The sequence below is a fragment of the Pantoea sp. ACRSC genome, assembly GCF_022346785.1.
Classification (GTDB): domain Bacteria; phylum Pseudomonadota; class Gammaproteobacteria; order Enterobacterales; family Enterobacteriaceae; genus Pantoea; species Pantoea alvi.
In genome coordinates this window covers 1-26817 of record NZ_JAKRNN010000006.1, presented here as the reverse complement: position 1 = coordinate 26817, position 26817 = coordinate 1, and the positions used below count along the sequence as shown (strand labels likewise).

The window sequence follows — 26817 nt, the reverse complement described above, 5'->3', positions numbered from 1 at the left end:
TTGACGGCGAAAAAATGCTGTGCTTAAACTCATTCTAACGCCTTGAGACCGGTCTCACAACAACTGTCCTCTTGTCGTCATTTGCGTTGAGACCGGTCTCATATACCAACTATTACCGGCTCAGCTGTCTCTGATGTTTAACCTGCAAAAACGGATGAGCTATGAAATCGCCAATTCACCTGAGCGCCCTCTGTGGCGCAGCAATCGCACTCTGTTCTTTCTCTTTCAGCACGCTGGCGGCCAGCAACGACAACCCCTGGGGGCTGCTGGAGCCGGGTCACCTGCGCGTCGCCAGCGTGGGTGACTCCAAACCCTATACCTTCACCGACGCCAGCGGCCAGTTCACCGGCTTCGACGTGGAGTTCTTTAAAAACGTGGCGCACCGCATGGGCATCGAGCAGGTGGATTTCGTCGGACAGGACTTCTCCGCGATCCTGCCCGCCGTCGCCAACGGTCAGTTTGACGCCGCCGTTGCCGCCATCGGTATTACCCCGGCGCGCGAAAAAACGGTGGATTTCTCCACCGGCTATCTGGCGGGCTACCTGACGGTGCTGACGCGCAGCGACAGCGGCGTGAAGAACGTCGAGACGCTGGCGAAACGTCGTCTTGGGGTGATTCAGGGCACGCTGCAGGAGAGCTACGCGGTGGAGCACTTCACCCAGAGCGACGTGGTGCGCTTCCCCGACAATAACGCCGCCGTCTCGGCGCTGAACAACGGCACGCTGGATGCGGTTTTCCTCGACTATGAGGCGGCGAAAAGCTACGCCACGCACTTCAAGCTGGTCTCCGCCGCCGATATTCCGTCATTCGATGCCCCGGCGGGCGTCGCCATCGCCAAAAACAAACCGGCGTTCAAGGCCGCGCTCGACAACGCCATCAAGGCCGCCATGCAGGACGGCACCTGGAAACAGCTTTATCAGAAGTGGTTTCCCGGCTCGCCGATGCCCAAAGAGTACCTGCCTGGCGGCCAGTAATATGTGAACGCTGCGCGTTCGGCTTTTTACCGGTGACGGGTTCGCCCGTCACGCGTACTGATGGAGTACGGCGATGGATCTTCTGACAATGCTTTCCCGCACCTTCTTTGACTTCGACTCAATGAAGGAAGTACTGCCGCAGCTGCTGGCGACCGGGCTGGTCAATACCCTGATCATCTCGATCGCCTCTACGCTGCTCGGCACGCTGTTCGGCCTGCTGCTGGCGCTGATGGGCATTTCGCCGTCGCGCTGGCTGCGGCTGCCCGCGCGGCTCTATACCGACCTGTTTCGCGGCCTGCCATCGATTCTGACCATCCTGCTGATTGGTCAGGGCCTGGCGCGCTTCAGCTACCAGCTGTTCGGTCCGACGCCCTACCCGCTCGGCATCTTCGCCCTTAGCCTGATCGCCAGCGCCTATATGGGCGAGATTTTCCGCGCGGGCATTCAGAGCGTAGAGCGCGGGCAGATGGAAGCGTGCCGCGCGCTCGGCATGAGCTACGGCCGCGCCATGCGCCAGGTGGTGATCCCGCAGGGTATCCGCCGCGTGCTGCCCGCTATCGTTAACCAGTTTATCGCCATCATCAAAGACTCTTCGCTGGTCTACCTGCTTGGCCTGATGACCGGCCAGCGCGAGCTGTTTCGCGTCGGTCAGGACGCGGCAGTGCTGACCGGTAACCTGTCGCCGCTGATGCTGGCTGGCCTGTTCTACCTGATGATCACCGTGCCGCTGACCCACGCGGTAAACGTTATCGACGTGCGCTACCGCACCGGCCGCCGGCGGCTCACCGCGCCGCAGAGCGGCCTGAAAGAGGTGGAAGAGGTGCGAAAGCGCCACGAAGGCGCGCTGACCGCACAACCCTTAACCAGCAATCGGGGGCAATCATGAGCGTTGCGATGAAACTGAGCGAGCCGCCCGCTGCGGCGAGCTGGAAAGGTTCAAGCCTGGAGCTGCGCGATCTCTCGCTCTCCTATGGGCCGATTGATGTGCTGCGCGGCGTGTCGCTGCGCATCGCGCCCGGCAGCACCACCTGCATTATCGGGCCGTCCGGCTCCGGTAAATCGACGCTGCTGCGCGGCATCAACCGTCTGCATGAGCCTAAATCGGGCGATGTGCTGCTGGCGGGACGCTCGGTGCTGCAGGACAAGCCCGACGCCCTGCGGCTGCGCATCGGCATGGTGTTCCAGCACTTCAACCTCTTTCCCGATCACACCGCGCTGGAGAACGTGGCGCTCGCCCCGTGGAAGGTGAAAGGCCTGCCGAAGGCGCAGGCGATGGCGATTGCGCGCCAGCGGCTTGAGGAGGTGGGCCTCGGCCAGCGCGCCGATCACCGTCCGCGCGATCTCTCCGGCGGCCAGCAGCAGCGCGTGGCGATCGCCCGCGCGCTGGCGATGGATCCCGAGGTGATGCTGTTTGACGAGGCGACCTCGGCGCTCGATCCCGAGCTGGTAAAAGGGGTGCTGACGCTGATGGCCGATCTCTGTCGGCGCGGCATGACCATGGTGGTGGTGACCCATGAAATGGGATTCGCGCGCAAGGTGGCCGATCAGGTGGTGTTTATGGACGAGGGCGAGATTGTCGAGGCGGGCCCGCCCGCCGCGCTGTTCGACGCGCCGCAGTCGCCGCGCCTGCAACGTTTTCTGTCGGAAGTGCTGTAAATCCTTCTCTTTCTGAACTGAACAAGGAACCGAATCATGGCATTAGAACATCTCCGTCGCGTAGTGGTACTGGGCGGCGGCGCGCTGGGCGTCTCCAGCGCGCTGCATCTGGCGAAACGCGGCGCGGCGGTTACGCTGGTGACCGAGGCGGAACTCTGCTCCGGCGCCTCTGGCCGCTCGCTCTCCTGGCTTAACTCGGCGGGCGAGCGCTCTGCCCCCTATCATGCGCTGCGCATGGCGGGCATCGACCGCTACCGCACGCTGTTTGCCGCCGATCCAACGCGCGACTGGCTGCGCTTCGACGGCGGCCTGTTCTGGGAGGCGGATAACCTGAGCGGCACGCGCGCGCGTCATGCTTATGAAAAGGCGCTCGGCTACGACTCGAAGCTGGTAACGCGCGACAGCCTGGCGCAGGCCGACGCGCAGGTCGAGAGCGCGGCGCTGGGGCAGGAGGCGATCTTCAACCCCGGCGAGGGGTGGGTCAGTTTGCCACATCTGGTGGCGCATCTGGCACAGCAGTTGCGCGCGCTGGGCGGCGAGATCGTCGAGCATGCCGGAAAATGCGAGGTGCTGCGCGACGGCAAGCGCGCCAGCGGCGTCAGGCTGGCGAGCGGCGATAGCCTGCGCGCCGACGCGGTGCTGGTCGCCTGCGGCCCGGCGACGCCCGGCGTGGTAGCGCCGCTCGGCGTCACCATCCCTAACGGCTCGCCCGTTTCGATGCTGGTGATCACCGCGCCGGGCGCGCACGGGCTGAAGGCGGTGCTGAACACGCCGCGCGCGGCGGTGCGCCCCAATCCGGGCAACACCTTCGCGCTGGATCACGACTGGTATGAAGAGGATATCCGCTTACAGGCCGATGGCAGCTACGCCATTGACGAGCAGGTCGTTGACCAGCTTACCGCAGAGGCGAGCAAGCTGATTAAAGGTGAACCGCTGCGCGCCGCCAGCTGGAAGCTGGGGTTAAAACCGATCCCCGGCGACGGCGAGCCGGTTCTGGGCGAGCTGGAGAGCGTGCCGGGCTGCTTTGTTGCCTTTACCCACTCCGGTGCCACCCTGGCGCTGATTGCCGGCGAGCTGCTGGCGGAAGAGATTGTGACCGGCGAGAAGCAGCCGATGCTGGCGAGCTTCCGCCCGGAACGTTTCGCATAAAAAAGCCGGTCGCGTGACCGGCTTTATCCTGCCCTGACTATCTACAAGCGGGTGAGATGGCCCGAAGCCATCTCACCTGCACAGGTACAGATTAAGCGCTTAGCCGCGATAGTAGATATCGCCCGATTCCGCCTTGAGGATTTTGCCGACGTCGTTGGTGATCAGCAGGTAGTTGCCGCCGATATAGGTCCAGTGGCTGCCGGTTTCCGGCGCAGGCAGGTTGCGCTTCTGCCACTCGACGATGGTGTAGGATTTGTCGAGATACTGCTGCGGCACGCTGTCGCCGATTTTGTAATCTTTGTAGTCGATGATGATGCGGTTGATATCGTAGTTCGACTGCGCCTGCGGGCTGCCGGCGTTCGCGTCCGGCGCGGGAGACGGCGTGCTGCCCGCTTCCGGCTCTTCGGCGTTGGGTCCCAGCGGCGGCTGGCCGCTGCTGTCGGTGGCGTCGCCCTGCGGCTGCGTATCGGCTGGCGCCTGCTGCTGAACCTGCGGCGGTGGCGGAACGGTATCGGCGGCGTCGCCTTCCGCCTGTGCAGCGGGAACGAGGTTCAGCGAGCCAAAAAGTAATCCCGCTAAAAAGAGTGCGTTCTGAGTCCTGCGCATAGTGTTTTCCACGTTGATTGATTTTGTTAAAAGTAGATCAGGATAAAGACAATCTGTACAGCCTGTCAGTTCCGTAGTCGGACGACAAAGAGCGGGTTCTGGCAGCCCGCTACCCTTCTTCTGCCTTATCAGGCTGCCCAAGAATGGCACAGCCTTTATCCAGCAGCGACTCTACCGACGCCCGGTTTCCCTTATCCCAGCCGCGCCGCGTGGTGAGCAGGATAAATCCTTTCTCCCCCGAAAAGGTCGTGGGTATCAGCGCCACGCCATACTCCGCCAGCTGCGGCGGCGACAGGTGAAAATAACGCGCCACCGAGGCGATGGGATAGATCCCCATCGCCGCTGGCTGCATCACGCGGCGCGCATAGTAAGTATGGTTCAGCAAGCGATCGGGCAAGGGGCGCCACTGCTCATTAATGTACGGCCGCTCGGCCTGCAGCTGGCGACGCACATCTTCGCGCAGACAGGTCAGATGGATATGCAGCTGATTCTGGCTGCGTCCCCAGGCGGAGTTAATCGCCATCCCCAGCTTGTCCTCGGGAACGTCAGCGCCATAAGCCGCCATCAGGCGATAGCGCATCAGCCAGGCGTAGCCGAAGTAGTCGGTGCGGCCCGGCCGCGATAGCGCAATGCTCTCAATCCCGGCCATCGCCTGAGTGGGCACGAGAATAAAATGGTATTTGTAGCGCGGATTCTGGAGAACGCTAAAGCCCTGCCCGCTGCCCGGCGGCTGATAAATTTGCTGGCAGGGCGCCGGGTCGCGCCGGTAGTGATAGTTTGGCTGACAAAGATCCTGCGTCACCAGCCAGAGGGCATCGGAGCGCGCGCAGCCGGTCAGCAGCAGCGCCGTAACAGAGAGAAGAGCACCTCGATAAACGCGTGATCGCATAGGTTTAGTCACTATCGCCAGGCCAGGAATGGTGCACGGGAAACGGCTCATGCAGGCAGCCTGAAAGCATAGCCTTATCTGCCACCGTTGCCCATACCGCTTCGGCCCGCTTGTGCATTGCCTGACCGGGAGAGTCCAGGCTAGCGGGCATCCTGCGGGCAGGAGCTGCCGCTCTGGCTAGTGAATTTATTAATCCACGGGCTGGCGGCATCCTGCGACCAGAGCTGCAGCAGCATCTCTTTAAACTTCTCCGCCGCCGGGCTTAAGGCACTCTCCCTGCGCTGTACCAGCCCTAGCGTTCGCCGCACCACAGGCTCAACCAGCGGACGGCTGACCAAGACGTGATCTTCATCGGTCGGCATCGCCAGGCTGGGCACCACCGCCACGCCCAGCCCCGCCTCTACCATACCCAGCGACGTCGACAGGTGCCTGACCTCGTAAAACCAGTTGGGCCTGACGCCGGCGCTCTCCAGCGCCTGATCGATCAACGCCCGGTTTCCGCTTGAGCGCCTGACGCCAATCAGCTTTAAACGGTTCAAATCCTCCCACTGCACCAGCGGTTTTTGCGCCAGCTCGTGATCGCGCCGACACGCCAGCACAAAGGGTTCGTTGACCAGCGGGGTAAAGTCGATATTGGGATGTGTGATGTTTATCATATTTATGCCAAATTCTGCATCGCCATTTAATACCGCTTCCAGGCAGTCGCTGGCGCTGTGCTCCAGAATGCGAATGCGGATATTGGGATAGTGATTGTTATAATCTCCGATCACCGCAGGCAGAAAATAGGAGGCTGCGGTCGGTAAGCAGGATAAGGCGATTACCCCACTCTGGTGCGTTGCCATCTCTTTAATGCTCAGAATAGAAATCTCATAGAGATCAATTAAATTCTTCGCCTTGGGTAAGAACTCTCTGCCCACTGACGTCAGTTTTATATTACGCGTCGATCGCTCAAATAAAAGCGCCCCCAGACTTTCTTCGAGTCTTTTTATTCTGCGCGTTAACGCCGGCTGTGAAATATGAAGAAAGTGTGACGCCCGTGTAAAACACCCTATTTCCGCAACCTTTACAAAAGCCTGCACACCCTGTAATTCATGCTGCATACGTTCTCCCTGCCCTAATTCGCGTTAAGGTCATTACACTAGCGCCCCCGCTATTGATACGCAAAGCGTATTAATCATCCTTTTTTTGGCATTAGCGCGCGCTAATTAACTATGGAATGCTCATTTTGTTTTTTATCAAAGGCTCAAATGAGAAAACAAAATGTTGAAAATCCCTTGTGTACTCATGCGCGGCGGTACCTCTAAAGGCCCGGTTATTCTGGCCAGCGATTTACCTGCCGATATTGCGGAACGCGATGCGGTGCTGCTGGCTCTGATGGGCGCGGGCCATGAACTGGAAATTGACGGAATTGGCGGCGGTGCGCCCCAGACCAGCAAAGTCGCTATCGTCAGTCCTTCAGAGAGTCCCGACGCGGATGTCGACTACCTGTTTGTGCAGGTGATGGTGAATGAGCGCCGGGTGGATACCACGCCCAACTGCGGCAATATGCTGAGCGCCGTTGGTCCTTTTGCTATTGAAAAGGGGCTGGTTAACGCCCAGCACCCGGTGACAACGGTGCGCATTCGCAATCTCAATACCGGCACGCTGGTGGATGCGGAAATACAAACCCCGCAGGGCGATGTCAGCTATGAGGGCGACACCCATATTGATGGCGTACCGGGAACGGCAGCGCCTGTGGGACTCACCTTCCTTAACTCGGCAGGCTGTAAGACCGGCAAGCTGCTGCCAACCGGCCACGCCAGCGATGTGATTGAGGGGGTGGCGGTAACCTGCATCGATATGGCGATGCCGATGGTGCTGATTGACGCCGCGTCGCTGGGAAAAAGCGGTGGCGAAACACCCGCTGAGCTGGATGGCGATCGGCCCTTTATGGCGCGGCTGGAAACGATTCGCCGTCAGGCGGGAGCGGCGATGGGCCTCGGCGATGTTTCGGGCAAGGTGATTCCCAAGCCGGTGCTGCTGAGTAAGCCAGCCGCAGGGGGCACCATTCGGGCGCGCTATTTTATGCCGCACAACTGCCATAAATCGCTGGCTATTACCGGTTCAATTGGCATTGCCACCGCAACCCTTATTGAAGGCTCGGTGGCAAATAAAATTGTCGCCCCCCAGCCTGGGGCGCGTAATAACGCTCTGACGCATATTGAACATCCCGGCGGAAAAATATCTGTCTCTTTGTTAAAACAGGGCGATGAGATTGAAAAAACGCGCGCGGCGGTCATTCGTACCTCACGCAAGCTGTTTGAAGGCGACGTCTGCGTGCCGGAATATGTTCTGTCTGAAGCCATATAACAATTAAAAGCCTGCTAATAACAACTAACTTTTAGCCCTTACAGGCTAGCCACCTTTGTACCCAAAATAAGATAGAGGTCATCATGGCTATAAATACACTGCAGCATAATGAGCAAGGCGCGGATCAGGTTAAAGCCAGCCACTATATTCGCGTTATCCTGGCGCTGGCTTTATCTGGTCTGGCCGAATTAGCGTCGCTTTTCTTTATTCAACCGCTGCTGCCGATTCTGGCAGTGGAATATGATGTGCCGGTCAGTCAGGTCAGTATTATTCTTTCAGCTGAAACCGCACTGCTGGCTATCGGGCTGCTGTTTACCGGCACCCTGTCCGATCACTACGGCAGGAAAAAACTGATCATTGTTTCCCTGCTGCTGGGGGGCGCACTGACGCTGCTCTGCCCGCTGGTGCAGTCATGGGCGATGCTGGTGGTGCTGCGTGCTGTTATCGGACTGGCGCTCAGCGGGATTGCCGCAGCGGCCACGGCCTATATCAGCGAAGAGGTCGCCCCGGTGGTGGCTGGTGTGGTTACCGGCTACTTTGTCTTTGGTAACTCCATGGGCGGCATGTCAGGACGCGTGATTGCCAGCCAGCTGATTGAGTATACCTCTATCAACACCATCTTCTATGGATTTGCCGTCAGCCTGATTGCGGTGGCGGTGCTGGTGAAGTTTTTACTGCCCGCCTCGAAAAACTTTACCCCCACAACAACCCTGAATGTCCTGCGCGTGGTAAAAGGCGCGGCCGATCATTTCAAAAACCGCAAACTGGCGCTGGCCTTTGTTATCAGCTTTATCATCTTTGGCGTATTCACCTCGCTCTATAACTATTTAGCCTTTTTCCTCAAAGCCGAGCCGTTCAATATCTCTCCCGCCAATGCCGGTCTGATCTCTATTAGCTTTGCGTTAAGTTTCTTTACCGCGCCTCAGGCGGGCCGTTTATCGGCGAAATATGGCAGCATGAATGTGCTGCGCATACTGTTCCTGCTGATGGCGACAGGTATGTTGCTGACGCTGGCCTCTAATGTGGTGGTCTTTATTGTCGGCGCCGTCATTTTTACCGGCTGTTTCTTTGGCTGCCACTCTATCGGTCTGAGCTGGGTAAGTAAAAACGCCACCCATGCGCGTGGTCAGGCCGTCGCCCTCTATCTCTTCTTCTACTACATGGGTGGATCGGTTATCGGCTTCGTTAACGGTTTTGTCTTCCATCTTACCGGCTGGCAGGGCATGACGGGCTTCATTATTGTTTTGCTCGCCGTGGGGGTCGTTGTCGCCAGCTATCTATCCGCCAGCGAAAATCAGTCGCTGCCCGTTCCGGCAGAGTCGGTGAAATAGCGAAAAACGTTATCACGCGCTCACGCCGCGCAGTCGGGCGTGAGCCACCAGCGACCTTGATATAAATAAGCAGGTTTCACTATGAAATTAGCCAGCTATAGCCATCGTGGACATAAAAGCTACGGTATTTTTACCGAGCGGGGCATTATTGACCTCGGCGATAAAATTGGCCACCAGTACCCTACGCTAAAAGATTTGCTTCAGTGGAATGGGCTGGATATTGCCAGGCAGTATGTCGATTTCCCGGCAGATATTCTCCCAGAGGAAATCACCTTTTTACCGGTGATAGAAAATCCGGGAAAGATATTTTGCGTGGGAATGAATTATGCCGATAAGCGCAAAGAGTTCGCTGAAACCAGCAGCGCGCCGACCCTGTTTGTCCGTTTCCCCGACTCGCAAACCGGCCACCAGACTGCAGTATTAAAACCGGCGTTATCCAACGAGTTTGATTATGAAGGCGAGCTGGCCGTGATTATCGGTCAGCCGGGAGCCGCTATTGCGGTTGATAAGGCGCTGAGCCACGTTGCCGGCTACAGCTGCTATATGGATGGCTCCGTGCGCGACTGGCAGCATGCCTGGTTTACCGCCGGGAAAAACTGGCGGCGCACCGGGGCATTCGGCCCTTATATGACCACCGTTGATGAGATCCCGGACCCGCATATGCTAACCATTCAGACCTACCTGAATGGCCGTCTGGTACAGAACGACTCCACCGCCAGCATGATCCATAAAGTGGACGAACTGATTAGCTATATCAGTACCTTCACCACCCTTAGCGCAGGCGATGTGATTATTACCGGCTCCCCCGGCGGCGTCGGCAAAAAACGCACTCCCCCTCTCTTTATGCATCAGGGCGACCAGATTGAGGTGGTGATTGAAAATATCGGGCATCTGACAAATACCATCGTGGAAGCGGAGCCGCAGCAGGATCTGCTGGCCTCGTAGTGCGCTCAGGGCCACCCACAATTCGATCCCCTTAACGATGTTTTCAGGAGAGAGCTGATGTATTCCGAGCAGGCACCAGAATTCGAAACCGTCGAAACTGGCAACGGCAGAGTAAAAGAAGAGATCGCCAGCTTCTTGCAAAGCAATGGATTAGGCATCGATAAAGATATTGAGCAGTTTGTTATTGCTCGCTATAACCGCCAGCTGGTCGCCTGTGCCGGTCTCGCAGGCAACACCTTAAAATGTATTGCCGTCGAGAAAGCCTGGCGTGGAACCTCTTTGGGTCTGAAGATTATTCACGAAGCGGAGCTGCAGGCGATGCAAAACGGTGAGCATCAGCTTTTTCTTCTGACGCATCCCGACAACGTGAAGTCCTTTCAGGGATGCGGCTTTTATCCGCTGGTAACTCTCGACAACCGCGCGACCCTGATGGAAAACAGCCCGGTCGGTATTCACCGCTACTGCCGCCAGCTGCGCAGTCATCATCTGGTGGCGGCCCCGCGCATCGGCAGCATCGTGATGAATGCCAATCCCTTTACCCTGGGCCACCAGTACCTGATTGAGCAGGCGGCACAGGCGTGCGACTGGCTGCACGTTTTTGTGGTCGAGGAAGATCTCTCTACCTTCTCCTTCCGCGATCGTCTGGCGATGGTGCAGGCGGGATCGCAGCACCTGCCCAATATAACGGTCCATCCCGGTTCGAAATATATTATCTCGCGCGGCACCTTTCCCGGTTATTTCCTTAAAGAGCAGCAGCGGATTGATGAGGTTTATGCGGCAATCGATTTAATGATGTTTCGCCGCTATATCGCCCCGGCGTTAAATATTAATCAGCGCTTTGTCGGCACGGAGCCCTTCTGCAAGGTCACGGCGCAATATAACTGCGCGATGCACCACTGGCTGGAAGATAAAACCCTAATGCCGGCAGCCGCGATTAACGTAACCGAAATCCCCAGGATGACCGATGAAAATAATCTTCCTGTCTCAGCCTCTGCGGTGAGGAAACACCTGCACCAGCAAGAGATGCAGGCGGTTAAGCGCCGGGTACCGGCAACGACCCTCCCTTACTTATACAGATGGTTATCTGAACGTCGGTCAAAACAGACCGATACCGAACTGGCAAGCGCCTAATAAATCATTATTCAGGAAGCACTATGCACATATTAAATGCGGCAATAGCCGGGACGCTGGAATCAAGCGATCTGGTTGTTAAAGTCAGCCCCTGTGAAGAGGGTCTGGATATAACGATTAACAGCGAAGTTTATAAACAGTTTGGCGCGCAAATTACCGCGGTGGTGAAGGAAACCCTTGCCGCGTTTAACGTGACCCGGGGGCAAATCATTGTTGAGGATAAAGGCGCGCTGGATTGTGTTATTCGCGCCAGAATGCAGACGGCGATCCTGCGGGGAACAGGCAGAAAAGAGATAATGTGGGAAAAACTACAATGAAAAAATTACGTCGCAGTATGCTTTTTTTACCCGGTTCAAGCGCCGCCATGCTCTCGACCGCCTTTATATATAAACCCGACTCCATCATGTTTGATCTGGAAGATGCCGTTTCGCTGAAAGAGAAAGACAGCGCGCGGCTGCTGGTTTTTCATGCCCTTCAGCACCCGATGTACCGGGATATCGAAACCGTGGTGAGAATTAACCCGCTAAATACCCCTTTTGGCCTGGACGATCTGGAGGCGGCGGTTCGCGCTGGCGCTGACGTTATCCGCTTACCGAAAACCGATACGCCGGAAGATATTGACCAGCTTGAGCGCGAAATTACCCGCATTGAGGAGTGCTGCGGTCGTGAAGTGGGATCAACCAAATTAATGGCGGCGATCGAATCGGCCGTGGGGGTGATTAATGCGGTTGCCATCGCCCGCTCGTCGCCGCGCCTGATGGGGATTGCGCTGGCGGCGTTTGACTATGTGATGGATATGCAAACCGAACGCGGAGACGGCACCGAACTCTTTTATGCGCGCTGCGCGGTGTTACATGCGGCCCGTGCGGCAGGGATTGATGCGTTTGATGTGGTGTATGCCGACATTAACGATGAGGCGGGCTTTTTAAAGGAGGTGGATTTAATTAAGCGTATGGGGTTCAACGGTAAATCCCTGATTAATCCTCGCCAGATAGCGCTCCTGCACAACGCCTACGCGCCAACCCAGGAAGAGGTGGACTATGCCGAGCGCGTTGTCGCCGCCGCTGAGGAGGGGGAACGAAACGGACTGGGGGTGATTTCACTGAACGGCAAAATGATCGATGCGCCGATTATCAACCACGCCAGGGTCGTTATCGAACGGAAAAACGCCTCCGGTATTCGCCAGTAATCCCTGACCCCTCCAGAGCAACAGGATTTAACCATGACTGATTTAACTGAAGCACTGCAAAACCTCGCCGGATCCCGCCAGCAATATGAACGCTTTCGCGGCGCAAATACCCATACTCCCTATCTTGCCGATACCCGGCAGAAATATGGGCGCAAGCTTTTGGACTCGCTGGATGAGGTATTAGCCCGCTGTGATTTGCGCGACGGCATGACCGTCTCTTTTCATCACGCTTTCCGCGAAGGCGATCGGGTTATCAACGCGGTAATGGAGAAGCTGGCGCAAAAAGGGCTAAAGGGCTTGACGCTGGCGTCCAGCTCGCTGATGGCCTGCAATACCCCGCTGATTGAGCATATTAAAAATGGCGTGATTAGCCGAATCTATACCTCCGGGATGCGCGGTGCGTTAGCGGAGGCGATTTCCCACGGTCTGATGGAAGAGCCGGTGCAGATCCACTCGCACGGCGGCAGGGTGAAGCTGATCGAAGAGGGGGAAATCACTATCGACGTCGCCTTTTTAGCCGTCTCCTGCTGCGATGAATATGGCAATGCCAGCGGCAGCGGCGGCCCCTACCGCTGCGGTTCGCTGGGCTACGCCATGGTCGATGCCCGGTATGCCCGCAAGGTGGTGCTGCTCACGGAGAGCATTGAACCCTTTCCCTGTATGCCCGCCAGCATCGTTCAGGACCAGGTGGATTACATCGTTAAAGTCGATAGCGTTGGCGACCCGGCGAAGATCAGCGTGGGCGCCGCTCGCGTAACCAGCAACCCGCGCGAGCTGATGATCGCCCGCGCCGCCGCCGACGTGATCGAGCATTCCGGCTATTTCCGGGATGGCTTTTCGCTGCAAACCGGATCGGGCGCCGCCTCCACCGCCTGCACGCGCTTTCTGGAGTCGCGGATGCGCAAACACCAGATCGTCGCCCGCTTCGCGCTGGGCGGCATCACCGGCAGCATTGTCGATCTGCATGAAAAAGGCCTTATCACCAAGCTGCTGGATACCCAAAGCTTTGATAGCGTCGCGGGCGACTCGCTGGCGAAGAATCCCGATCACGTGGAAATCTCTACCAGCGTCTATGCCAACCCGGCCGCTAAAGCCGCCTGCTGCGATCGCGTGGATATCGTTATTCTGAGCGCGCTGGAGATTGATACTGACTTTAACGTTAACGTTCTGACCGGCTCTGATGGCGTGATGCGCGGCGCCTCGGGCGGGCACTGCGATGTTGCCGCGGCGGCGAATCTCACCATTGTGGTCGCCCCCCTGATCCGCAGCCGCATTCCTACCGTGGTCAGACAGGTCACCACCCGCGTCACCCCCGGCGAAAGCGTGGATGTGCTGGTTACCGACCACGGCATTGCCGTTAACGATGCCCGCCCGGAGATTAAACAGCGGCTGATGGCCGCCGGGCTGCCGGTGATGGATATCGAGGCGCTCTACCAGAGAGCGCTGCTGATTTCGGGAGAGCCGAAGCCGATTGCCTTTACTGACCGCATCGTGGGCGTGGTGCGCTATCGCGACGGCAGCGTGATTGACGTGGTAAGGCAGGTAAAAGAATGAGCGACGACACCCCCACCGTTTCAGACGCCGGCGTGACCCTTGAGGCGGTTCTGCACGCCAGAGAGGCGCGCGCCCGGTTGCAGCAGGCGTGGCTGCTGCGTTTCAAACAGCCGCTGATTTCCACCACGCTGGTCTGGCCGGGCGAGATAAAAGATACCCCACTCGCCCGCCAGATTATGGTGGAGGCAAAAAAAGCCCTTAACCAGTCGCTTCAACAGCACCAGTGGCCGGTTCTCCAGCATGAAATTCGCTTTCTGCCGACAGGCCCGGAGGCCTTCTGGTCGCTGTCGGCGCCGGCATGGATGATCAAGCATGTCACCGCGCACCTGGAGGATACGCACCCGCTGGGCCGCCTGTGGGATATGGATGTCTTTTGTCCGACAGCGGGCCTGATCAAGCGCAGCGCCATCCACCAGCCCAAGCGCCGCTGCTTTATCTGTAACGAGCCCGCCCACGTCTGCTCCCGGATGCGCCGTCACTCCGCGCATGCGCTGACCCAGGTGATTAAGGAGTTAGCCTGTGACTACTTTAGCCCTGTGCCCTGAGCGGGCCGAGCCGGCGCAGCGTATCGCCGGGCTGGCTGCAGAAGCGATGTATCGCGAGGTGACGCTGACGCCCAAGCCCGGTCTGGTTGACCGCGTCAGTAACGGCGCGCATCGGGATATGGATATTCGCTTGTTTATGGCCAGCATTCGCGCCATTTCCCCCTGGTTTGCCCACTTTTATGCCCAGGGAGAGGCCAGCGCCGGGCTGCCCGCATCGCAGACGCTGTGGGCCATCCGACCCGTCGGCCTGGCGTGTGAACAGGCGATGTTTGACGCGACGGGCGGCATCAATACGCATAAGGGCGCCATTTTTTCTCTCGGCCTGCTGTGTGCCGCCGCAGGCCGTCTGGCTAACCGCGCCCAGAGACTGACCCGGCAGCGCCTTTGCCGGGAAACCAGCGCCATCTGCGCGGGCCTGGTTGAGCGGGAGTTAAGATCGCGCACCGTGGCCAAAACCAAAGGCGAGCAGATTTTTCTCACCTCTGGCCTGAGCGGCGCGCGGGGTGAGGCGGAGAGCGGCTTCGCGACCGTCAGGCGGTTCGGCCTGCCGCAGTGGGAGAGCGCCCTGCGCCAGGGGTTATCGCAGCAGGAGGCGCTGCTGAAGATGCTGCTCGCCCTGATGGCCACTAATCCCGACACCAACGTGGTGTCGCGCAGCGGTCTGAAGGGGCTGAGGTATGTGCAGCGCTACGCCAGGCGCATGCTTAACTGCCCCAGCCTGTCGGGAGAAAAACTCGCGCTTGCGCTGAGCAATATGGACCGCGCCCTGACCAGAAAAAATATCAGCCCCGGCGGCAGTGCGGATCTGCTGGCGGTGGGCTGGCTGCTGGCCCATTACCCGGCCTGAGGCGCAGCTAAGGATGGAGACAGGGATGACCACGCAACGTCTGCAACAGCTGAGTGAGTTATTCACCTTTGTTCTGGTGCCGGGCCTGAGGGACAGCGATGCCCACCACTGGCAAAGCTGCTGGGGCCGTCGCTTTCCTGACTGGCGGCGCATAAGCCAGCGCAACTGGCAGGATGCCGATATTGACGCCTGGGTCTCCGCCATTCGTCGCGAGCTGCACTGCTCTCAGCGCCCCGCCATTCTGCTCGGACACAGCTTCGGCGCGCTGGCCTCATGCCGTCTGGTGCAAACGCAGCGGCTGAATGTTGCCGGGATCCTGATGGTGGCCCCGGCGGAGCCATCGTTTTTCGAACTGGAGGAGGCGGTGCTGCCTGAATCGCTGCCCACGCCCACGCTGATGGTGGTCAGTCAAAACGATCCGTTAATGCCGCTGGAGCGGGCGCGGTTCTGGGCCGGGCGCTGGCAGGCTCGCCTGCTGGATATTGGCGAAGCGGGCCATATCAATACCGAAGCTGGATTCGGCGAATGGGATTATGGCCTGGCGCAGCTGGCGGCGTTTGCTGACGGCCTGCTGACCCAGCCCAAAGAGGCACTGTCAACAACCCCTTTTTATTAGCTAACGCATCTTACCTGATATTATCTGACCCGGAGATCCTATGTTAGACGCTTATAATAAGCATGTGCAGGAACGCGCATTAAATAATATTCCCCCTCGCCCCTTAACGCCCGAGCAAACTAGACAGGTTATTCGCCTGCTGGCGAGCGGAGCGCATGAAAATAAGGATAGCCTTATTGCGCTGTTAACCGCACGCGTACCGCCGGGTGTCGATCCGGCAGCAAAAATTAAAGCCGATTTTCTTTACCAGCTTATTCAGGATGACAACCACTCAGATATTATTCCGCCCCAGCAGGCAGTGGAATTACTGGGCGCCATGCAGGGGGGATATAATATTCAGCCGCTGATTGATTTGCTCGATGAGCCGCGCTGGGCGGAGAGTGCCGCGGCGCAGTTAAGCAGCACGCTGCTTATTTTCGATAAGTTCAGCCTGGTTGAAGAGAAAGCGAAGCAGGGAAATCCCTGGGCGCAGCGCGTTATTGAATCATGGGCCGAGGCGGAATGGTTTACCCGCCGACCGGCCTTAGCGGAACGCATTACGCTTACCGTTTTTAAAGTCCCCGGTGAAACCACAACGGACGATCTGTCACCGGCACCAGAGGCCTGGTCACGTCCCGATATTCCCCTTCATGCCCTCTCTCTGCTGAGCAATCCACGCGACGGGGTGACCCCCGACGAGCCAGGCAGCCGCGGCCCGCTGGCGCAGCTCGATGGGCTAAAGAAAGCGGGCTACCCGCTGGTCTACGTGGGCGATGTGGTTGGCACCGGCTCGTCACGCAAATCGGCGACCAACTCCCTTTTATGGCATATCGGCAACGATATCCCCTCGGTGCCCAACAAGCGAAACGGCAGCTTTGTGTTTGGCGGCACTATCGCGCCGATCTTTTTTAATACCCTGGAGGATTCAGGGGCGCTGCCGATTGAGATGGATGTCTCCGGGCTGGAAACCGGGGTGCAGATTGACCTCTTCCCCTATCAGGGGGAAGTGCGGGAAAGCGCGACTCAGCGGCTTATCACCACCTTCGCGCTGAAAACCGAGGTGCTGCTGGATGAAGTGCGCGCCGGGGGCCGTATTCCCCTGATCGTCGGCAGAAGCCTGACGGCAAAAGCGCGGGAATCGATGCGGCTGGCCCCGTCCACGCGCTTTCGGCAGCCCAAAGCGCCCCAGCCCTCCACGGCCGGCTTTACGCTGGCGCAGAAAATAGTGGGCCGGGCCTGCGGCGTGGAGGGTATTCGTCCGGGGCAGTATTGCGAACCCAAAGTCTCCACGGTCGGCTCGCAGGATACCACCGGCGGGATGACGCGCGATGAGCTGACCGATCTGGCCTGCCTGCGCTTTTCAGCCGATCTGGTGATGCAGTCGTTTTGCCATACCTCCGCCTATCCAAAGCCGGTGGATGTGGAACTGCATGAAACGCTGGCTGACTTTATCAGCTGCCGCAACGGCGTTGCGCTGAAGCCCGGCGACGGCATTATTCACTCCTGGCTCAACCGTATGCTGATTCCTGATACGGTAGGAACAGGAGCAGATTCCCACACGCGCTTCCCGCTCGGCATCTCCTTTCCCGGCGGTTCCGGGCTGGTGGCGTTTGCCGCCGCGACCGGCATTATGCCGCTGGATATGCCGGAGTCGGTGCTGGTGCGTTTTACCGGCGAGATGCAAAAAGGGATCACCCTGCGCGATCTGGTTCATGCCATTCCGCTCTATGCCATCCGGCAGGGCTTACTCACGGTGGAGAAAAAAAATAAGGTCAATATTTTCTCGGGGCGCATCCTGGAGATCGAAGGGCTGAGCATGCTGAAAGTAGAGCAGGCTTTTGAGCTGGCCGACGCGTCTGCCGAACGCTCTGCCGCCGCCTGTGTCTTGCGGCTGGAAGAGGAGAGCGTGGCGGAGTATCTGCGCTCCAGCGTGACCCTGCTGCGCTGGATGATCCGTCAGGGTTATCAGGATCCCGCGACGCTGGAGCGGCGTATTGCCGAGATGGAGGCCTGGCTGGCTAAGCCGTCGCTGCTGGCTGCCGACAAAAACGCCGAGTATGCTGCGGTGATTGACATCAACCTGACGGAGATTACCGAACCTGTTGTCTGCGCCCCTAACGATCCAGACGATGCCCGGCTGCTCTCCGAGGTGGCGCGCTGGCCGATAGATGAGGTGTTTATCGGCTCCTGCATGACTAATATCGGCCATTTCCGCGCCGTCGGTAAAATCATTGCCGACTCCAGAGAGATCCCTACCCGGCTCTGGCTCGCGCCCCCGACGAAAATGGATGCGCAGCAGCTTGCCAGAGAGGGATACTTCAATACCTTTATTCGATCGGGTGCCAGAATCGAACCCGCCGGCTGCTCGCTGTGTATGGGCAATCAGGCGCGGGTGCGGCAGCGGAGTCGGGTGGTTTCAACTTCTACCGCAACTTTCCTCATCGCCTTGGCACCGACGCCAGCGTCTTTCTGGCATCGGCTGAACTCAGCGCCGTGGCGGCCATTATCGGTAAAATGCCGACGGTGGAGCAATATCTGTGGCATATGGAGAGAATCAACGCCACGCGGGATGACACCTATCGCTATCTGAACTTCGATCGCTTACCTGAATATCAGCTAACGGCGGAGGATAAGGCGGTTACAGTACGCCTTGCCGGGCAGAGCCTTTAACCGCTCTCCCGCATAGAGCAACACCCTTAGCGCAGAGGCCGGCTTTCCCTGAGGCCTCTGCCAGCAACCCGATAAAAAATATAACTGGCGTAACCTACATTGAAATCAAAAAGAATAACATTACTGCTTCTTGCCGCGATCGTGCTGTTATCTGTGGCGATCCCTCCGCCTGAAGGATTAACCAGAGAAGCCTGGATACTGGCAGGTATTTACTTCGCCGCCATCGTCGGGCTGGTGAGCAAGCCTTATCCGGAGCCTGTGGTGATGCTTTCGGCCGTGGCGCTATCCTGCTTTGTCGTGGCGGAATTTGACGACTCCCCGATCGGCTCGCTGGATGTGCTGAGCGGCTATGCGTCAGGCACCACATGGCTGGTGTTTAGCGCCTTTACCCTGAGCGCCGCGTTTGTAACAACGGGACTCGGAAAGCGTCTGGCCTACTGGTTTATTTTAAAGTTTGGCAGCACCACCCTGCGGCTGGGCTATGTCACGGCGCTGCTGGATTTACTGCTCTCGCCTGCCACCCCCTCTAATACGGCCCGCGCGGGCGGCGTGGTGTTCCCCATTATCAACAGCATCGCGCTGGTGCTGGGGTCCACGCCCAGCGAGACGCCCTGCAAAGCGGGACGCTACCTGATGATCAACATCTATATGGTGACAAAGACCACCAGCTATATGTTTTTAACCGCCTTTGCCGGCAATGCCCTGGCGCTATAGCTTATGTCGGATATCTTCCATATCCAGATCAGCTGGGCCGACTGGGCGCTGGCCGCGATGCCGCTGGGTCTGCTGATGCTGGCGGTGATCCCCTGTATCACCTACATCATTGCGCGCCCGGAATTAAAGAAGATAGACAATATCAATATCGCGACGGCTGGGCTGCGTGAGCTGGGGCGGATAAGCGGTAAAGAGAAAGCGCTGGTTATTGTTTTTGTCTCTGCCTTACTGGGCTGGATTTTTTTCCGTCATCTGGGGCTGAATGAGTCCGCCGTTGCGGTGATCGCCATGGTGAGCGCGCTGATATTTAACATCATTAGCTGGAATGAGGTGCTGCAAAACAAGGGTGGCTGGAACACCTTGATCTGGTACGGCGGTATTATCGGGCTGAGCGCCACGTTAAATAAAGTGGGCTTTTTCCAGTGGCTGGCCTCTTTTATGTCTGCCCACCTCGATTTCCTCGGCCCGGGTAACAGCACCATCGTGCTGCTCCTGTTTTTAAGTATCGTCGTGCGCTACCTGTTCGCCTCAGGCGGCGCCTATGTGGCCGCGATGGTGCCGGTATTTGCCACCATCGGGCTGATAACCGGAACCGCCCCGCTGCTGTTTGCGCTGGCGATCCTCTTCTCCAACTCCTACGGCGGCTGCATCACCCACTACGGCGGCGCGGCGGGGCCGATTATTTTTGCTGCGGGTTATAACGATATTAAAACCTGGTGGCTGGTGGGAGCGGTGCTGGCTCTGCTGACCTTTCTGGTTCATATCCTGCTCGGCATCCCCTGGTGGGACTTTTTGCTGCAGCAAAATATGCTGTAGTTCTTTGCGCGTGCCGGCTCCCCGGCACGCTGTGCATCTGATATTAACATCAGCGCCTGTATATCGAACGCTCAACGCTGCAGCCGTTTTCTGCTGGCTCTCAACGTTGAACGATGCCCCTTACCAGTAGCGCAGCCGATTCAGGCTGACCGGCTCAGGGATTTACCGGGATCACCGAGCCGTGATACTGCTGCTCAATAAACTTCGCCACCTGCGGCGAAGTGAGATCCTTCGCCAGCGCCTTGATGCGCGGATCGTTCGCCAGCTTCGGCGTCGTCACCAGCACGTTGGCGTAAGGGTTGCCCTGCGCTTTCTCCAGCGCCAGCGCATCCTTCGACGGCGTCAGCCCCGCCTGCAGCGCGTAGTTGCCGTTGATCACCGCCAGCTGCACGTCATCCAGCGCGCGCGGCAGTTGCGGCGACTCGATCTCGACGATCTTCAGGTGGTGCGGGTTGCTGTCGATATCCGCTGGCGTCGCCAGGTTGTTGATAGCGTCATTCTTACCCGCCTTCAACGTAATCAGTCCGTTGGCCTGTAGCAGGTAGAGCGCGCGGCTCAGGTTGGTGACGTTATTGGGCACCGCCACCTGCGCGCCGTCCGGGATCGCCTGCAGGGATTTGACCTTGTGCGAGTAGAGTCCCAGCGGCTCGATATGCACCGTCGCCGCCACGTCAAACGTTTCGCCCAGCGCCTTCTCCTGATCGCGCAGGTAAGGCAGATGCTGGAAGTAGTTGGCGTCGACGTCGCCGCGCGCCAGCAGCTCGTTGGCGTTGAGGTTGCCGTTGAGTTCGATCACCTGCAGATCGAGCTGAGGATCGATCTTCTTCACGTAGTTAAGGATCTCGCTGTGCGGCACCGGATCCGCCGCCACGCGCAGCACCGCCGCCGAACTGGTTCCTGAGAAGAGCGCCGCCAGCGCCAGCGTCGCTACCATCTTCTTTTTCATGCAATCTCCTTATGAGAGGGTCTTGAGATAATCGCCGTAGTAGCGCTGCGCCACATCGCGGTGCGAGCGCAGACGTCCTTTGAGGTAATTCCAGCCCACGTCGCGGATTAGCGGGTTAGTGGGATCGCTGGTCGGCCCCAGCGCTTCCGCCGCCAGCGCGTCGGGCAGCTGATAGATCGGCACCTGGCTGTCGAGCTGCGCGCCGAGGAAAAAGGCGATGGAGATGCGCTCCTGCCCCTGCGGCGGCGAGAGCACGCGGTGCACGGTGGCACGCAGATAGCCGTTGGTCGCCAGCTCCAGCAGCTCGCCGATATTCACCACGAACGCGCCCGGTATCGGCGCGGCATCGACCCAGTTGCCTGGTGTCACCTCCACCTGTAAACCGCGCTGCGCGTCCTGCAGCAGAAAGGTGAGAAAGCCGGAGTCCTTGTGCGCGCCAACCCCCTGCTGGCTGTCAGTTGCGCGCTGGCCGGGATAGCGGATCAGCTTGACGTGCTCGTTGGGATAGCGGCCGTAGAGCGCGTCGAAGGCGTCTTCCGGCAGCGACAGCGAGCGGGCAAAGGCGCGCAGCAGACGCAGCGCCACCCGGGTCATCTCCTGCTGCCAGGCGTTGATCACCGGGCGCAGCTGCGGCAGCGCCTCTGGCCAGAGGTTCGGTCCCTGCAGGCGCTTCCACGCCGGATCGTCCGCCTGCAGCAGCAGCGGCTCGCGATCCGCGCCGATATCGAACTGCTCGCGCTGGTCCCGCTGCTCGCGGGTGTACTCTACGCCCGCCAGGTTGTAGCCGCGAAAGTGCGGCGAGTGGATCATTGAGACGCGCAGCTTCTCTTGCTGCGGCAGGTCGAAAAAGGCGCGCGTAATGCTCTGCACGTTCTCCTGCAGCTGCGGGTGGATGCCGTGGTTGATAAGGTAGAAAAAGCCCACGTCGCGTGCGCTTTCGCGCAGGTGGGTTAAGAAGTCGGTTTGTTCCGTTTCGCTGCCGGCGAGTTGCGCCAGATCCAGCACCGGTAAGCTTGTCCAGGTCATTGTGCGTTTTCCAGAGAGGATGCCCGGATTTACCCTCGCACTAATAAAACGCATCGGGAAATAGTGAAGCGCTATATGTTATCGCAAGGGGTTTTTAGAAGAAGTTGGGGAAAGGGTATGCGGGAAAGAGATTTAGAATAAGGTAATTAAGTAAAGCTGGTAAGTAGTGAAAAGAGGAAAGTAGACTGAATCAGCAAAAGCGGATTGCTGGTTATTTGACCAGATGGGAAGTGTGAAGATGTTTTATAGGGATGACTATGCTCAGTAAATCTTTTATTAATATGAGGTTAGATATTTAACCTCAAAACTCGTGAGAAAGCGTCATATAATCATAAAAAAAAGAACCGAACACTTATAATCATTAAGCAGGCTGAACGCGATAAAAACATTGCGGTTACCCTTAATGTCCTTAAAATTATTTTTTGCAGTAATGCGCTATGCCTGTGGATTACCAGGTTGCCGCGTTCGTGCATTGGGTAAAAGGCGTAAGGCGTCATCTGTATAATGCCATGACTAAGCCCAATAAGCTCTATGATTCCTTCACGATCCTGAGCATCTACAGAAATCTCGATGTCTGCGCACCATCGTCTTTAAGCCACATAATGGAGGAACTGGCATGTTACTTTCTTCTTAACTTGAGGAATAATCTTATCGCTATCAAATAAACAGGCGTGGTTATCATTAATACTGAGATAAAATCCAGATAAAAGTAAGCGTCGGAAACTGATTCCGCATTTATATCACCGCTAATTATTTCAGCTACTTTGTATGCAAGATCGTGACTAACATAAAGCTCAGGATTGCCAAGTGCGCGAGCAACGACATACATAATTATTATAAAAAATAATAATTTTGAAATTTTACGGGCAAGTATTTGAGCCATTAGCTACTACCTCAATCCACCCGTAAGCCATAAGAGAACGCATACATGGAACGCGCATAAGGGAAGTGTTCATAAGCGCATTACGTATCATTGCGAAATCGGAGTTATGAGCAATCGTTATACAGCCCTCAGATACAGTACCCGGATGAAGCCTGAACAATCCGCGATGAACACCATCTATCCAGGTGCTGTCATCAATGTTCCAGTCATCTTTATAGAGAGCAAACCATTCATTACGTCCGAGCTCTGCGCCACGAAAAAATCTATTAAAAGTATCTTGTATCTCAGTTTTTCTCTTTGAGAGAAAACCACCCGATCCGCGCTCAACGATCCAGTACTTTACTGGAGGCAACGAACCATCACTTTTAACTGCGCCACAAGCACCTTTGTTCCGGTAAATGCCATTGCCAGAAAAGGCCATAAATACACCAACGCCGTATAGGTTAAAAGGCGCATAGTCAGCACCATTCAGAATCATCTTTCCATGTAATGCCATAGTTCATTTATATCTATTTATTATTTAAGCTCAATAGCAATCCATTTATTAATGCGTCAATTTGCAAACAGGTTTTAGTATGGTAGCTGATATGTATTTCCCAGAAATAAATAGAGGTGAGATTCCTGGTGTTGCTGGTATTACCTGGTGAATAGAGTAATGCTCAAGTGCCAGCGCTGCAATCATTTTCAGCTAAAAATATGCACTAATAGATATGCTTAGAAGTACATTTGCTAAAAACCTTAACGCTACATTTCAGTGTTACCTCAGTTTTTGATAAATATCAAATCAATATAATTTTATGGTTACAGCGTTAGCCAGAACGTGATTGAAATCACGATGAGTGGCGTATTAATTAACTGGTTGCTTTGAGATACTTTGGTTAATTTATTGTGCTATATACACTTTTACAAATAGACGAAAGATTAAAAATGAAAGCTAAAATAGTTTCAGCTCCAGGCAGCACAAGCATCATGAAGAGTAGCCATGCTTAATTTGGGAATAGTTGTTAGCGATAAAGTTGCTATTTATCCAGCATCAGACAGTAGATTAATGTTCTGGCAGGCTTTGCTTCCTGAAAGCTTACTTTGCTTTGAATCAAATAATTATGCAGCCGGTTGCAGTATGGTGATTTTTTAATCGCATATATTAGTGGTGAGTTATGGCTTGACATGGAAAGTTTGTCATCAACGATGCGTATTACTCTCCCTTATCTTTTCCTGGCGTAGGCACCTTTTTAGCATTCTCTGGTGATGGTGCTTACCGCAACCGTGGCGCTTGTGGAATGAAGCTAATGGCAGGCCCGGTTCCGGCAGGCGGATATTGAGGTCATCACCTATGGAAAAGTGTGTCCTTAGTTTATTTATCAAGCTAGCGCTGTTTGCTGTCACTATGGTACTGGTTGCGCTATCAGTTCCTTATGAAGGCCTGGTTAACTATCTTACCGGTTTTTTCGACTTTCAACGCGCTGATAAGTTTACATACTTTATTTTGGGTGAGCCCGATCAGGAAGTCTGGGAATCGCTAAGGAGTTACTTTGCTATTTTAATCAATACGCTAATCAGCATTCCACTCTTTAGTGCCGTTATTACCACTTACAATGCTGTTAGCAGGAAGATAAGTCTGTCCGCTGTTTTTAAAGAGTGGGTTACCTCAACATTACGAAGATCTATTAAATTACTCGCGTTCATTTTCCTGTTCTGGGCGCTTTTTCGTACTCTACACCTGACTGATCACGGCCTTGTCGCGCAGGCTTATCGATCTATTAACGATGGCTCTCAACATATCTCATCGGGATGTCAGTCTTAATTGTTACTCATTTACTGTGCATATAATCGCCATTACTTGATTCTGGTCAATTCTGACAACTGACTGACGTGTACATTCAGGAGGTTTATTCACCAGAAAGGGAGTTCAGGTTATGGCAATACCCGTTTATCTGTGGCTTTATGATGAAGAGAATAAGCTGGTCAGAGGTGGCGTAGACGTTAATGGACGTGAGGGCAGCATTGAAATTGTAGGTATGCAACATGATGTATTTATACCTACTGATGATTTAACGGCGGCAACGACTGCAATGCGCCAGCATGAGGCATATACATTCGAAAAAGAAATAGATCGCTCTTCGCCTCTGCTTTACCGCGCTATAACAACGGGCAGAACGCTGAAAAAAGCCATCTTCAGGTATTACCGCATCAACTACAATGGCATCGAAGAAGAATATTTCAATGCTGTACTCGAGAGCGTAAAAATATGCCACATTGTGCCCATCATGTTTGATATCAAGGAGCGAGACCTCGAGAAGCACGGACATATTGAGCACATTGGCCTGCGCTACCAGAAAATAACCTGGAACTATGTAGATGGCAACATCCAACACACTGACAGCTGGAAAGAACGCAGAACCGCATAAGGAAATCACTATGGCACACTGGACTTATAAGCAAAGTACAGGCGAACTCTTTAAAGACGGCAAACTTATCGAGAAGGGCTATTCTGGCGTCTTAACTAACAAAAATAATCCCGATCGGGAACAGGTCAGAGGAATGGGCCCTATTCCTCGTGGAAAGTGGCGAATTGGCCGACATACTAGCAGCAAAGGTCCGCTGACTATCACCCTCGTCCATGTAAGCGGCAATGCCTACAGGCGTGATATGAATACCTTTCGCATGCATGGGGAAAGAGTTCATGGCGTCCCTGGATTCGCATCGGAGGGCTGTATCATTATGAGTCATGTCACGCGCTTACTCGTAAGCAAAGATATCGGGGCAACGCTGGAGGTGGTGCGATGATTAAAAAGGCATTAGTGGCTATAGCAATTGCGCCATTGTTAAGCCATGCAGCGGATGTGCCAGGCAGTGAATGCGCAGCTCCAGGTAATTTTGTTGAAGGAATGCTTCTTGCGAGCATTAAGAACGATCTCGGCATCGACCTGACCACAATTCAATATAATAAAACTGCTGTTGAAATAGTAAGTATTAAACCGGTATCTGAGCTGTTTGCCCGAAAATTGGCTATTGCTGATAGCAAAGAGAATCCAGAGCTTACTGAGAAAGATTATTACGACATATACCGTAATGGCCATGTTATGACCGTAACGGCTAAATATACGTTCACCGACAGGGATAATAAGCGTGATGAGTTTATCTCTTCGGCATTCATAAACGATGATGAGTGCTCGGTGAAATATAATGGCTATATAACGCTATCTCGGGAGTTTTGAACATTTGAAGCCCGCTGTAGCTGGCGGGCTGCTTTCTGCAATATCTTATTACCTCGCTTTACCGCCATACGTCCTAAATGCACAATCATCTTGCCAGGGGTAAGACACATCTTGCACTGGACCATATTAACAATCTTACTGATCACGCCGAGTAATAATATTATCGCTTCTTCGTCTCTTATTATATTTTTGCATACTATACAGAAAGAGTATTGTTAAGTTTTTTTGGCTGGAAACAAGGAAGTGAACGCTCGCAGCGTAATCTCATGGATGAGATGGAGGGTGAAATACAGCATCTGATGGATGTAGTATTTGGCCGAAAGATGGTTATTGGGTACTGCTGGGTAATTGAATACAGACAACGTAAGGGGTTACATGTGCATGCCATGTTTTATCTTGATGGGCAGAAGCATCGGAAATTTTATCCAACCTCGCGGGCGGCAGGGGAAGAATGGCGCAAATTGACTGACGATGAAGGTCTCTTTCATCTGTGTTCCAAGAAAAAGCATTTCGTTGCGAGTTCCGGAACGATAGTGGATCACCGCAATAGGCAAGCAGTAGATGAACTACGTTACGTAATCAGTTACTTAGCCAAATATGAGCAGAAGTCACGAGGGGTTATTGCAGGCATGAACGCTATACCACCACGAAGCCGTAGAGACAGTGAAGTGGTCAACAAAAACTGGCCACCGAGTTAGAGTTTTTCCAGTATCGGTTTTCCGATTCGTTTGGGGGTAACCCACCGTTATACCCATGCGGCCTTAGCGAGCTGTAATACCCGACG

At 55.8% G+C, this 26817-nt stretch carries 26 protein-coding genes and 3 pseudogenes; 22 read left to right on the top strand and 7 right to left on the bottom strand.

The window, feature by feature from the left end:
* The first annotated feature begins 161 nt into the window (after window positions 1-161).
* The 4 genes from MHZ97_RS08325 (at window position 162) to MHZ97_RS08310 (ending at window position 3779) form a co-directional block, all read left to right on the top strand.
* Window positions 162-974: an ABC transporter substrate-binding protein gene (locus MHZ97_RS08325; protein ID WP_239314309.1), complete on the top strand. Its 813-nt coding sequence runs from the start codon at window positions 162-164 to the stop codon at window positions 972-974.
* Window positions 975-1047: 73 nt separating this feature from the next.
* Complete coding sequence (locus tag MHZ97_RS08320; protein WP_103793855.1) at window positions 1048-1860, top strand: amino acid ABC transporter permease; 813 nt, start codon at window positions 1048-1050, stop codon at window positions 1858-1860.
* Window positions 1857-2630, top strand: a complete 774-nt coding sequence (locus tag MHZ97_RS08315) for an amino acid ABC transporter ATP-binding protein (RefSeq protein ID WP_224481553.1) — start codon at window positions 1857-1859, stop codon at window positions 2628-2630. Before MHZ97_RS08320 ends, MHZ97_RS08315 begins: the two co-directional genes overlap by 4 nt.
* A 36-nt stretch (window positions 2631-2666) precedes the next feature.
* Window positions 2667-3779, top strand: a complete 1113-nt coding sequence (locus MHZ97_RS08310; RefSeq protein ID WP_239314308.1) for an FAD-binding oxidoreductase — start codon at window positions 2667-2669, stop codon at window positions 3777-3779.
* 99 nt (window positions 3780-3878) lie between these two features.
* Here MHZ97_RS08310 and MHZ97_RS08305 read toward each other — a convergent pair whose 3' ends face one another.
* The 3 genes from MHZ97_RS08305 to MHZ97_RS08295 all read right to left on the bottom strand — a co-directional run bounded on the left by MHZ97_RS08305 (window position 3879) and on the right by MHZ97_RS08295 (window position 6374).
* Window positions 3879-4385: an RcnB family protein gene (locus MHZ97_RS08305; RefSeq protein WP_103793852.1), complete on the bottom strand. Its 507-nt coding sequence runs from the start codon at window positions 4383-4385 to the stop codon at window positions 3879-3881.
* 109 nt (window positions 4386-4494) lie between these two features.
* Window positions 4495-5274 (bottom strand): CDP-diacylglycerol diphosphatase, encoded by a 780-nt coding sequence (locus MHZ97_RS08300; RefSeq protein ID WP_239314371.1) that lies wholly within the window; start codon window positions 5272-5274, stop codon window positions 4495-4497.
* 140 nt (window positions 5275-5414) lie between these two features.
* Window positions 5415-6374 (bottom strand): LysR family transcriptional regulator, encoded by a 960-nt coding sequence (locus MHZ97_RS08295; RefSeq protein WP_239314307.1) that lies wholly within the window; start codon window positions 6372-6374, stop codon window positions 5415-5417.
* Window positions 6375-6534: 160 nt separating this feature from the next.
* Between MHZ97_RS08295 and MHZ97_RS08290 the strand changes: the two genes are divergently transcribed.
* From MHZ97_RS08290 to MHZ97_RS08235, 12 genes and pseudogenes are all read left to right on the top strand, one after another.
* A complete protein-coding gene (locus MHZ97_RS08290; protein ID WP_239314306.1) occupies window positions 6535-7623 on the top strand; it encodes a 4-oxalomesaconate tautomerase in 1089 nt (362 codons plus the stop codon).
* 83 nt (window positions 7624-7706) lie between these two features.
* Entirely contained in the window at window positions 7707-8954 is a 1248-nt protein-coding gene (locus MHZ97_RS08285) for an MFS transporter (protein WP_103793847.1), read from the top strand.
* Window positions 8955-9035: 81 nt separating this feature from the next.
* The gene (locus tag MHZ97_RS08280; protein ID WP_103793846.1) at window positions 9036-9899 is read left to right on the top strand and encodes a fumarylacetoacetate hydrolase family protein; all 864 of its coding nucleotides are present in this window, start codon (window positions 9036-9038) and stop codon (window positions 9897-9899) included.
* A 57-nt stretch (window positions 9900-9956) separates the two neighbouring features.
* A complete protein-coding gene (gene citC, locus MHZ97_RS08275; RefSeq protein WP_239314305.1) occupies window positions 9957-11030 on the top strand; it encodes a [citrate (pro-3S)-lyase] ligase in 1074 nt (357 codons plus the stop codon).
* Window positions 11031-11053: 23 nt separating this feature from the next.
* The gene (gene citD, locus MHZ97_RS08270) at window positions 11054-11347 is read left to right on the top strand and encodes a citrate lyase acyl carrier protein (RefSeq protein WP_103793844.1); all 294 of its coding nucleotides are present in this window, start codon (window positions 11054-11056) and stop codon (window positions 11345-11347) included.
* Window positions 11344-12219: a citrate (pro-3S)-lyase subunit beta gene (gene citE, locus MHZ97_RS08265; RefSeq protein WP_103793843.1), complete on the top strand. Its 876-nt coding sequence runs from the start codon at window positions 11344-11346 to the stop codon at window positions 12217-12219. Before citD ends, citE begins: the two co-directional genes overlap by 4 nt.
* A 33-nt stretch (window positions 12220-12252) precedes the next feature.
* Window positions 12253-13773 carry a citrate lyase subunit alpha gene (gene citF / locus MHZ97_RS08260; protein ID WP_239314304.1) on the top strand — a complete coding sequence of 507 codons (1521 nt, stop codon included), beginning with the start codon at window positions 12253-12255 and terminating at the stop codon, window positions 13771-13773.
* A complete protein-coding gene (citX, locus tag MHZ97_RS08255; RefSeq protein ID WP_239314303.1) occupies window positions 13770-14318 on the top strand; it encodes a citrate lyase holo-[acyl-carrier protein] synthase in 549 nt (182 codons plus the stop codon). The genes citF and citX overlap by 4 nt, the downstream gene beginning before the upstream one ends.
* Window positions 14293-15165 (top strand): triphosphoribosyl-dephospho-CoA synthase CitG, encoded by an 873-nt coding sequence (citG, locus tag MHZ97_RS08250; RefSeq protein WP_239314302.1) that lies wholly within the window; start codon window positions 14293-14295, stop codon window positions 15163-15165. Before citX ends, citG begins: the two co-directional genes overlap by 26 nt.
* A 25-nt stretch (window positions 15166-15190) precedes the next feature.
* A complete protein-coding gene (locus MHZ97_RS08245; RefSeq protein ID WP_239314301.1) occupies window positions 15191-15781 on the top strand; it encodes an alpha/beta hydrolase in 591 nt (196 codons plus the stop codon).
* 40 nt (window positions 15782-15821) lie between these two features.
* Window positions 15822-18430: pseudogene (locus MHZ97_RS08240) on the top strand (bifunctional aconitate hydratase 2/2-methylisocitrate dehydratase).
* A 99-nt stretch (window positions 18431-18529) separates the two neighbouring features.
* A pseudogene (locus tag MHZ97_RS08235) lies at window positions 18530-19960 on the top strand (anion permease).
* Between the two features lie 154 nt (window positions 19961-20114).
* Here MHZ97_RS08235 and MHZ97_RS08230 read toward each other — a convergent pair.
* The 4 genes from MHZ97_RS08230 to MHZ97_RS08210 all read right to left on the bottom strand — a co-directional run bounded on the left by MHZ97_RS08230 (window position 20115) and on the right by MHZ97_RS08210 (window position 23311).
* Window positions 20115-20906 carry a MetQ/NlpA family ABC transporter substrate-binding protein gene (locus tag MHZ97_RS08230; RefSeq protein WP_103793836.1) on the bottom strand — a complete coding sequence of 264 codons (792 nt, stop codon included), beginning with the start codon at window positions 20904-20906 and terminating at the stop codon, window positions 20115-20117.
* Between the two features lie 9 nt (window positions 20907-20915).
* Window positions 20916-21932: an isopenicillin N synthase family oxygenase gene (locus MHZ97_RS08225; RefSeq protein WP_239314300.1), complete on the bottom strand. Its 1017-nt coding sequence runs from the start codon at window positions 21930-21932 to the stop codon at window positions 20916-20918.
* A gap of 619 nt (window positions 21933-22551) precedes the next feature.
* Window positions 22552-22815, bottom strand: a complete 264-nt coding sequence (locus tag MHZ97_RS08215; RefSeq protein WP_239314299.1) for a hypothetical protein — start codon at window positions 22813-22815, stop codon at window positions 22552-22554.
* A complete protein-coding gene (locus tag MHZ97_RS08210) occupies window positions 22793-23311 on the bottom strand; it encodes a DUF2778 domain-containing protein (protein ID WP_239314298.1) in 519 nt (172 codons plus the stop codon). Before MHZ97_RS08210 ends, MHZ97_RS08215 begins: the two co-directional genes overlap by 23 nt.
* Before the next feature lie 685 nt (window positions 23312-23996).
* On the opposite strand from MHZ97_RS08210, the pseudogene MHZ97_RS08205 reads away from it, so the two are divergent.
* The 6 genes and pseudogenes from MHZ97_RS08205 to MHZ97_RS08180 form a co-directional block, all read left to right on the top strand.
* Window positions 23997-24134, top strand: a pseudogene (locus MHZ97_RS08205) (DUF2778 domain-containing protein); the annotation flags it as partial.
* A gap of 14 nt (window positions 24135-24148) precedes the next feature.
* Window positions 24149-24619 carry a hypothetical protein gene (locus tag MHZ97_RS08200; protein WP_239314297.1) on the top strand — a complete coding sequence of 157 codons (471 nt, stop codon included), beginning with the start codon at window positions 24149-24151 and terminating at the stop codon, window positions 24617-24619.
* Between the two features lie 112 nt (window positions 24620-24731).
* Entirely contained in the window at window positions 24732-25223 is a 492-nt protein-coding gene (gene tssD / locus MHZ97_RS08195) for a type VI secretion system tube protein TssD (RefSeq protein ID WP_239314296.1), read from the top strand.
* 10 nt (window positions 25224-25233) lie between these two features.
* Window positions 25234-25602: a tlde1 domain-containing protein gene (locus tag MHZ97_RS08190; protein ID WP_239314295.1), complete on the top strand. Its 369-nt coding sequence runs from the start codon at window positions 25234-25236 to the stop codon at window positions 25600-25602.
* The gene (locus tag MHZ97_RS08185; RefSeq protein WP_239314294.1) at window positions 25599-26033 is read left to right on the top strand and encodes a Shiga toxin A subunit; all 435 of its coding nucleotides are present in this window, start codon (window positions 25599-25601) and stop codon (window positions 26031-26033) included. The genes MHZ97_RS08190 and MHZ97_RS08185 overlap by 4 nt, the downstream gene beginning before the upstream one ends.
* Before the next feature lie 212 nt (window positions 26034-26245).
* Complete coding sequence (locus MHZ97_RS08180) at window positions 26246-26731, top strand: inovirus-type Gp2 protein (RefSeq protein ID WP_239314293.1); 486 nt, start codon at window positions 26246-26248, stop codon at window positions 26729-26731.
* The last annotated feature ends 86 nt before the right edge of the window (window positions 26732-26817 follow it).